Origin of the sequence: Streptomyces sp. GC420, from assembly GCF_009916105.1 — a bacterium.
Taxonomy (GTDB): domain Bacteria; phylum Actinomycetota; class Actinomycetes; order Streptomycetales; family Streptomycetaceae; genus Streptomyces.
Map to the genome: position 1 here is coordinate 1 of NZ_JAAAXQ010000384.1, position 7,165 is coordinate 7,165.

Here is a 7,165-nt window from a genome sequence, read left to right on the forward strand (position 1 = left end):
GCTTAGCAGATCCGATTTCCGTTTCTGCCACCCGCTGGAGCGGGCTGCCGTTCCGTTCTCCGCTTTCGCGTTTCCCTTTCCGGCGATTCCGACTCTATCAGATCCTTTCGGCGCTGATTCCCGGTCGGCGGGATTCCTGCTTTGTCTTTCCGGCCTCGCGACCGTTCCGACGTTTCAAACTCTAGCTGATTCTTCCGGCGACTCATAATCGAGCCGGTGGAAACGAATTCCGGGCATACCGAAATTCACCCTGTGAGGGGATCGCGCCGAGTTTGGGTGCCGCGCGTTCGCGGCGGGAGTGGCTGCCGGTGAACCGTTACGGCTCCGTGGCAACCCGAAGAACTTTACGGATGCCCAGGGGGCGTGTCAAGCCGCCTCAGTCGAGGCCGGCGAGCCGCCCGCCGGCGTCCGGCTGGGCGTGCTCCACGCGGCGCAGGAGACGGGTCAGCATCTCGCCGAGCGCCGCCCGCTCCGCCCCCGAGAGGTCCTGGAGGAGCTCCTCCTCGAAGACGGAGGCCATGCGCATCGCCTCCAGCCATTTTCCGCGGCCCTCGTCCGTGAGCTCGACGATGACGCGTACCCGGTTGGACTCGTCCCGTTCACGGGTGACCAGGCCCTCCGCCACCATCCGGTCGATGCGGTGGGTCATGGCGGCGGGGGTGAGGCCGAGGCGCTTGGCGAGCTCCCCGGGGCCCATTCGGTACGGGGCACCGGACAGGACAAGCGCCTTGAGGACCTCCCACTCGGCGTTGCTCATCCCGAGCGCGGACGTCTGGCGTCCGTAGGCCACGTTCATCCGGCGGTTGAGCCGGCTGAGGGCCGAGACGACCTTCTCCACCTGAGGGTCGAGGTCCTGGAACTCCCGCTGGTACGCAGCGATCTGTTCGTCGAGGCTCGGCTCGCTCGCTGGCTCGCTCATGTCGCGAAGTATGGCACGTGCGGGTTCGCGTCGAAGTCCTTCGACATGTACTGTTTAGCTTCGAAGTTTATGTTCGAAGTCTTCAGGTCTAAGGTGGGTGACGGTGACCAGGGCGATGGGCGCAGCGATGCGCCGGATCCAGGCGGGCAACGCGCTGAGCGCGTTCGGCATCGGTTTCACGGTTCCATTCCTCTACGTCTATGTGGCGCAGGTACGGGAGCTGGGGGCCAGTACGGCGGGCATCGTGCTCGCCGCGTTCGCCGTGGCCGCGCTGATCGTCCTGCCGTTCACCGGACGGGCCGTCGACCGGCGCGGACCGGGCCCGGTGCTGGTGGCGGCCGCCCTGCTCGCCGCAGCCGGATCGCTGGCCATGGGGGTCTCCGGGAGCGCTGCGGCGGTGATCCTCTCGGCGTCCGTGCTGGGCGCGGGCGCGGCGGTCATGCAGCCGGCGCTGGCGACGATGATCGTGTGGTCCTCGCGTCCGGACACCCGGACGCGGGCCTTCGCCGTGCAGTTCTTCCTGCAGAACCTGGGCCTGGGCATCGGCGGTCTGATCGGCGGCCTGCTCGTCGACGAGAGCCGTCCCGGCAGCTTCATGCTCCTCTTCGGCATCGAGGCGGCGATGTTCCTGGTGCTGGCGGCCATCGCGGGGACCGTACGGCTGCCGGACGCACCGGCGATCGTGTCCTCCCGGCCGGCGCAGAAGCGGGGAGCGCGGGGACGCGTCCTGCGGGACCGGGCGATGGTCCGGCTGAGCCTGCTGGGTTTCGTCATCTTCTTCGCCTGCTACGGGCAGTTCGAGTCGGGGCTTCCCGCGTACGGCACGGAGGCGGCCGGCATCACCCCGTCGACGCTGGGCCTGGCGCTCGCCGCGAACACCGCGGTGATCGTGACGGCGCAGTTCGCCGTGCTCCGCCTGGTGGAGCGGCGCAGGCGGTCCCGGGTGATCGCGCTGGTCGGTCTGATCTGGGCGGTGGCCTGGATCGCGGCGGGGTACGCGGGGCTCGGGCACGGCAGCCAGGAGATGGCGACGGCCGCGTTCATATCGACGTACACGCTGTTCGGGCTGGGCGAGGCGATGTTGTCGCCGACCGTGGCGCCCCTGGTGGCCGATCTGGCGCCGGAGGCGATGGTCGGGCAGTACAACTCGGTGTTCGCGCTGGTCAAGCAGTTGGCGCTGGCGGTCGGTCCGGCGGTGGGCGGGCCCATGGGGGCGTCGCTGCATCTGCCGTACATCGTGACGTTCGTGGCGTTCTCGCTCACGGTGACGGTGCTGGCGCTTCGGCTGGGGCGGCGGCTGACGCCGGTGCAGGACCTGCCGCTTCTCGCGGCGGGCGCCGGCCGGTCCCGGGTCGTGGCGAAGCACGTGCCGGGGCGGGAGCGGACCGAGCGCGCCGACGCGTGAGCCCCCGCCGGCCGTCACGGCGGGCCGGGAGGAGGCCCGTGTACCGGAGGTCCGGTGCCGGGGCTCCCGTACACATCGGGGACTACGAGGGCTGTTCGCGCGGCAGCTCGAACTCGCACCACACCGCCTTGCCGCCGCCCGGTGTGCGGCGCGAGCCCCAGGCGGAGGCGACGGTGTCGATGATCGAGATGCCGCGGCCCGTCTCGTCGGCGGGCTCGGCGCGGCGGCGGCTCGGCAGGTGGTCGTCCCCGTCGGTCACCTCGATGATCAGCCGGCGGTCGGTGCGGCGCAGCCGCAGACGCATGGGCGGGGTGCCGTGCTGGAGGGAGTTGGCGACCAGTTCGCTGGCGGCCAGGACGCCCAGGTCGAACAGCTCGACGGGGAACCGCCAGGACGCCAGGACGCCCGAGGCGAAGGCGCGGGCACGGGGCGCGGCCTCGACACCGCCGAGCAGGTCCAGGGCTGCGTTGTGGAAGAGCTCTGCGTCCACGCCCGTGCGGGACGGATGCTGGAGGACGAGAACGGCGACGTCGTCGTCGTGGTCGGCGGCGACTCCGAGGGCGCGCAGCAGGCGGTCGCAGACGACCTGGGGGGTGCCGGTGGCGCCGGACAGGGCCTTCTCGAGTGCGGCGACCCCCTCGTCGATGTCCTCGCCGCGGCGTTCCACGAGACCGTCGGTGTAGAGGACGGCGGTGGAACCGGGCGGCAGCGCGATGGAGCCGGAGGTGTGCAGCCAGCCGCCGGTGCCCAGCGGCGGGCCCGTGGGTTCCGCGGCGCGCTGGACGGCTCCCTTCTCGTCCCGTACGAGAATCGGCAGGTGACCGGCGGAGGCGTAGACGAGCTTGCCCTCGTTCGGGTCGTGGACCGCGTACACGCAGGTCGCGATCTGGCTGGCGTCGATCTCGGCGGCCAGGCCGTCGAGGAGCTGCAGCACCTCGTGCGGTGGGAGGTCCAGACGGGCGTAGGCGCGCACGGCGGTGCGCAGCTGCCCCATGACCGCCGCGGCGCGCACGCCGCGGCCCATGACGTCGCCGATGACGAGGGCGGTACGGCCGGCGCCGAGGGTGATGACGTCGTACCAGTCGCCGCCGACGGCGGCGTCGAGGCCGCCGGGGTGGTAGGTGGCGGCGATGCGCAGGTCGTCGGGCTGCTCCAGCTCCTGCGGGAGCAGGGAGCGCTGGAGGGTCACGGCGGCGTCGCGCAGGCGGCGTTCGTTGGCGCGCAGCCGTTCGACGGCCTCGGCGTGGTCCGTGACGTCGGTGGCGAAGACGAGGACGCCGCGGTCGCGTTCGGACACGGCGACGGGGGTGCAGGTGAAGGTGTACGCGCTGCCCCCGCGGACGCGGCGGGACTTGAGGGTGCGTGACTTGCCGCTGCGCAGCACCTGGTCCATGAGGGGCAGCAGCCCCGTCTCGGCGAGTTCGGGAAGGGACTCGCGGGCCGGTGCGCCGGGCGGGCGGTGGCCGAACTCCTCGGTGTAGGCGTCGTTGACGTAGGCCAGGCGGTGTTCCGGGCCGTGCAGGACGGCGACCAGGGCGGGGAGGCTCCCGAGGAGTTCGCGCACGGAGAGCTCCGACAGCACGGACAGCGGGGACGGCGCGGACGGCTCCGGCCGGTGCGGTGAGGAAGCTGAGCGACGGGCCTGTCCGTTGGCGGCCGCTCCGGTGGGCTCCGGTGGGCGTGGCTGTGCCGACGCGTCCGCCCGGCCCGCGCCGGCGGTGGGTGAGGCGATGCCTGCGGAGGGTGCCTCGGGATCCGGCCGGGCGCCGCCGCGGGCCGCGGGCACGGAACCGCGGTCGTTCCGCGCTGCCGCGCGGCGCTGTGTTCCGGGGAGCCGGGCGCTCCAGCGCGTGAAGTTCACTGCGTTATGCCTCGTGGTCTTGGTCGTTCCGGCTGCCCGGAGTGCGGTCGCCCGGTGGGCCACCGCGGGCGAACGTCAAACAGCGCCACCCGTCCGGCGACGCGTCCAGTGTGGCCGACGGGAGCGACATCCGTCAGACGCCGGGCACTCACTGGGAGTTCCTCACTCCACCGAACTTCGGTGAACTTTTGCGAGAAACCATCCGAAGGAGGCTCACGGCTTCTTCTTCTGGGGGACCCCTCCGGCCGCAAGTTCGAATTCGGCGCGCGGATGTTCCAGCGAGCCGAGGGAGACGATCTCCCTCTTGAAGAGTCCGGCGAGCGTCCACTCGGCGGTGATGCGGGCCTTGCGGTTGTACGTCGGGACCCGGCTGAGGTGGTACGTACGGTGCATGAACCAGGCCGGGAAACCCTTGAGCTTGCGCCCGTAGACATGCGCGACACCCTTGTGCAGGCCGAGGGAGGCGACGGAGCCGACGTACTTGTGGCTGTAGTCCTGGGTGGGCTGCCCGCGCAGCGAGGCCGCGATGTTCTCGGCCAGTACCTTCGACTGGCGGACCGCGTGCTGGGCGTTGGGGGCGGTCTCCCGTCCCTTCTCCGCCGCCGTGAGGTCGGGAACGGCCGCGGCGTCACCGGCCGACCACGCGTGCTCCACTCCCTCGACGCGCAGGTCCGGCGTGCACTTCAGCCGGCCGCGCTCGTTCCTGGGCAGGTCGCCGGCCTCGATGATGGGGGCGGGTTTGACGCCGGCGGTCCACACGACCGTACGGGTGCGGAACCGCGTGCCGTCGCTGAGCACGGCGACCCGGTCCGCGCAGGACTCGAGACGGGTCTCCAGGCGTACGTCGATGTTGCGCCGACGGAGCTCGCGCACCGTGTACTTGCCCATCTCCTCGCCGACCTCGGGCAGGATCCGGCCGCTGGCCTCGACCAGGACCCACTTCATGTCCTGGGGCTTGACGTTGTGGTAGTACCGGGTGGCGTAGCGCGCCATGTCCTCGAGCTCGCCGAGCGCCTCGACGCCCGCGAAGCCCCCACCGACGAAGACGAAGGTGAGCGCGGCGTCGCGGATGGCCGGGTCGCGGGTGGAGGAGGCGATGTCCATCTGCTCGATGACGTGGTTGCGCAGGCCGATGGCCTCCTCGACGGTCTTGAAGCCGATGCCGTGCTCGGCGAGGCCGGGGATCGGCAGAGTGCGGGAGACCGAGCCCGGGGCCAGGACGAGTTCGTCGTAGGCGATCTCGATGGGGGTCGCGCGCTCCTCCTCGGTGGCGAGCGTGGCCACGGTCACGGTGCGCCGGGCGTGCTCGATGGACTTGGCCTCGCCGATCACGATGCGGCAGCCGTCCAGGACACGCCGCAGCGGTACGACGACATGGCGGGGCGAGATGGCACCGGCCGCGGCTTCCGGGAGGAACGGCTGATAGGTCATGTACGGCTCGGGCGTGACCACCACGATTTCGACGTCGCCGCGCCGCAGCTCGGGTTTCAGCTTCCGCTGGAGACGCAGGGCGGTGTACATCCCGACGTAGCCACCGCCGACAACGAGAATGCGCACAGGTTCGGTCACCATCCCATGACGCACCCGCCTCAGGGATTTGTCCACAGGCCCGGCAAAATGTATGACCGGCAATTCCCTGTGGCGTACGCCCGGCGCACGGTGAGGCGCATCGGCAGAGTCGCAGGTCAGACCATGGGAACGGGGGTTCGGGAGGGGGCCGAATCGGGGCGGTCCCGGCCGATGCTCCGATCGGGGGGCGGTCCCCCAGGAACCGGCCCCTTCTGAATTGACCCCGGCTCAACTATGTTCGTAGTCGGTCGGGGTGTCTCGGGCTGTCCTTCTGCGCCCGTTCGCGCCCCGGCGGCAGAGACGGGGAGTCTCCGGGGGGAGACATCATTACCGGGGGAACAAATCATGTCTATTCAGGACTCTCATTGGTCGTCCGCCGTCGCTTCGGCCGGAGGCACCGGTGGTGCCGGAGGCCGTGGACGCATCGGCACGGCGGGCCCGGGAGTACAGGGCGGACCGGTCGGATCCGTGGGACCGGTCGGGGGGCGTTCGGCGCCGCTGCGGGTGGATGCCCAGCGCAATCTTGAGCATGTGCTGCGCGCGGCGCGCGAGGTCTTCGGCGAGCTGGGGTACGGCGCACCGATGGAGGACGTGGCCCGCCGCGCCAGGGTCGGTGTGGGGACGGTCTACCGCCGCTTCCCCAGCAAGGACGTCCTGGTCCGGCGGATCGCCGAGGAGGAGACCTCCCGGCTGACCGAGCAGGCGCGCACGGCGCTCGGGCAGGAGGACGAGCCCTGGTCGGCGCTGTCGAGGTTCCTGCGGACCTCGGTGGCCTCGGGTGCGGGACGCCTGCTGCCCCCGCAGGTGCTGCGGGTGGGCGTCGAGAACGGGGACACCGCGGCGCACGAGGAGACCCGTGTGCCGTCGCAGCGGAACGCGCCGGGAGGACAGCCCGCGCACCCCGACCTGCGGTTGGTCGAGCGGCGGCCCTCGGCGGCCGGCGAGCAGGACGACGCGGGTGCGTCGGAGCTGCTCGCCGTGGTCGGCCGGCTGGTCGAGCGGGCCAGGGCGGCGGGCGAGCTGCGCGGCGATGTGACGGTGGCGGACGTGCTGCTGGTCATAGCCACCGCGGCGCCCTCGCTGCCCGACGCGGCACAGCAGGCCGCCGCCTCGGCGCGGCTGCTGGACATCCTGCTGGAGGGCCTGCGCCCGCGCCCCGTGTCCTGACCGCCCGACAGGTTCGGCCCCGGGCTTCCCCGGGGCCGGAGCCCGGGGTGGCCGGCGTGCCGGCCGGTGACGCCGGCCCCCACGGGCGCCCGGGGACGGGGCGCGTCGCCGAAACGGACGCCGCCGAAGGCGGGCCCGGCCGCGCACCGCGCGGGCGCGTCGCGCCCGCGCGGTGCTGACCCGCGGTGGCGCAGCCGCGTGCCAGGCCGCCGCAACGTCCCACTCCCCCGGGTCGGGCCGGGGC

The 7,165-nt window shown here is 72.0% G+C and carries 5 protein-coding genes; 2 read left to right on the forward strand and 3 right to left on the reverse strand.

All coding sequences use genetic code 11. The features are described from left to right. Positions 1-376: 376 nt before the first annotated feature. The gene (locus GUY61_RS31785) at positions 377-919 is read right to left on the reverse strand and encodes a MarR family winged helix-turn-helix transcriptional regulator (protein ID WP_166633734.1); all 543 of its coding nucleotides are present in this window, start codon (positions 917-919) and stop codon (positions 377-379) included. Positions 920-1,022: 103 nt separating this feature from the next. On the opposite strand from GUY61_RS31785, the gene GUY61_RS31790 reads away from it, so the two are divergent. Continuing rightward, positions 1,023-2,324: an MFS transporter gene (locus GUY61_RS31790; RefSeq protein WP_166633736.1), complete on the forward strand. Its 1,302-nt coding sequence runs from the start codon at positions 1,023-1,025 to the stop codon at positions 2,322-2,324. Positions 2,325-2,406: 82 nt separating this feature from the next. On the opposite strand, the gene GUY61_RS31795 is transcribed toward GUY61_RS31790, so the two are convergent. Next, positions 2,407-4,185 (reverse strand): SpoIIE family protein phosphatase, encoded by a 1,779-nt coding sequence (locus tag GUY61_RS31795; protein ID WP_166633738.1) that lies wholly within the window; start codon positions 4,183-4,185, stop codon positions 2,407-2,409. A 213-nt stretch (positions 4,186-4,398) separates the two neighbouring features. Next, positions 4,399-5,757 carry an NAD(P)/FAD-dependent oxidoreductase gene (locus GUY61_RS31800; RefSeq protein ID WP_166633740.1) on the reverse strand — a complete coding sequence of 453 codons (1,359 nt, stop codon included), beginning with the start codon at positions 5,755-5,757 and terminating at the stop codon, positions 4,399-4,401. A gap of 342 nt (positions 5,758-6,099) precedes the next feature. Between GUY61_RS31800 and GUY61_RS31805 the strand changes: the two genes are divergently transcribed. After that, the gene (locus tag GUY61_RS31805; protein ID WP_166633742.1) at positions 6,100-6,921 is read left to right on the forward strand and encodes a TetR/AcrR family transcriptional regulator; all 822 of its coding nucleotides are present in this window, start codon (positions 6,100-6,102) and stop codon (positions 6,919-6,921) included. Positions 6,922-7,165 lie beyond the last annotated feature (244 nt).

What these genes read in the sequence shown, in the direction of transcription:
- GUY61_RS31785 (WP_166633734.1), bottom strand. Translation starts at nt 919, where the DNA reads ATGAGCGAGCCAGCGAGCGAGCCGAGCCTCGACGAACAGATCGCTGCG.
- GUY61_RS31800 (WP_166633740.1), bottom strand. Translation starts at nt 5,757, where the DNA reads ATGGTGACCGAACCTGTGCGCATTCTCGTTGTCGGCGGTGGCTACGTC.
- GUY61_RS31805 (WP_166633742.1), top strand. Translation starts at nt 6,100, where the DNA reads ATGTCTATTCAGGACTCTCATTGGTCGTCCGCCGTCGCTTCGGCCGGA.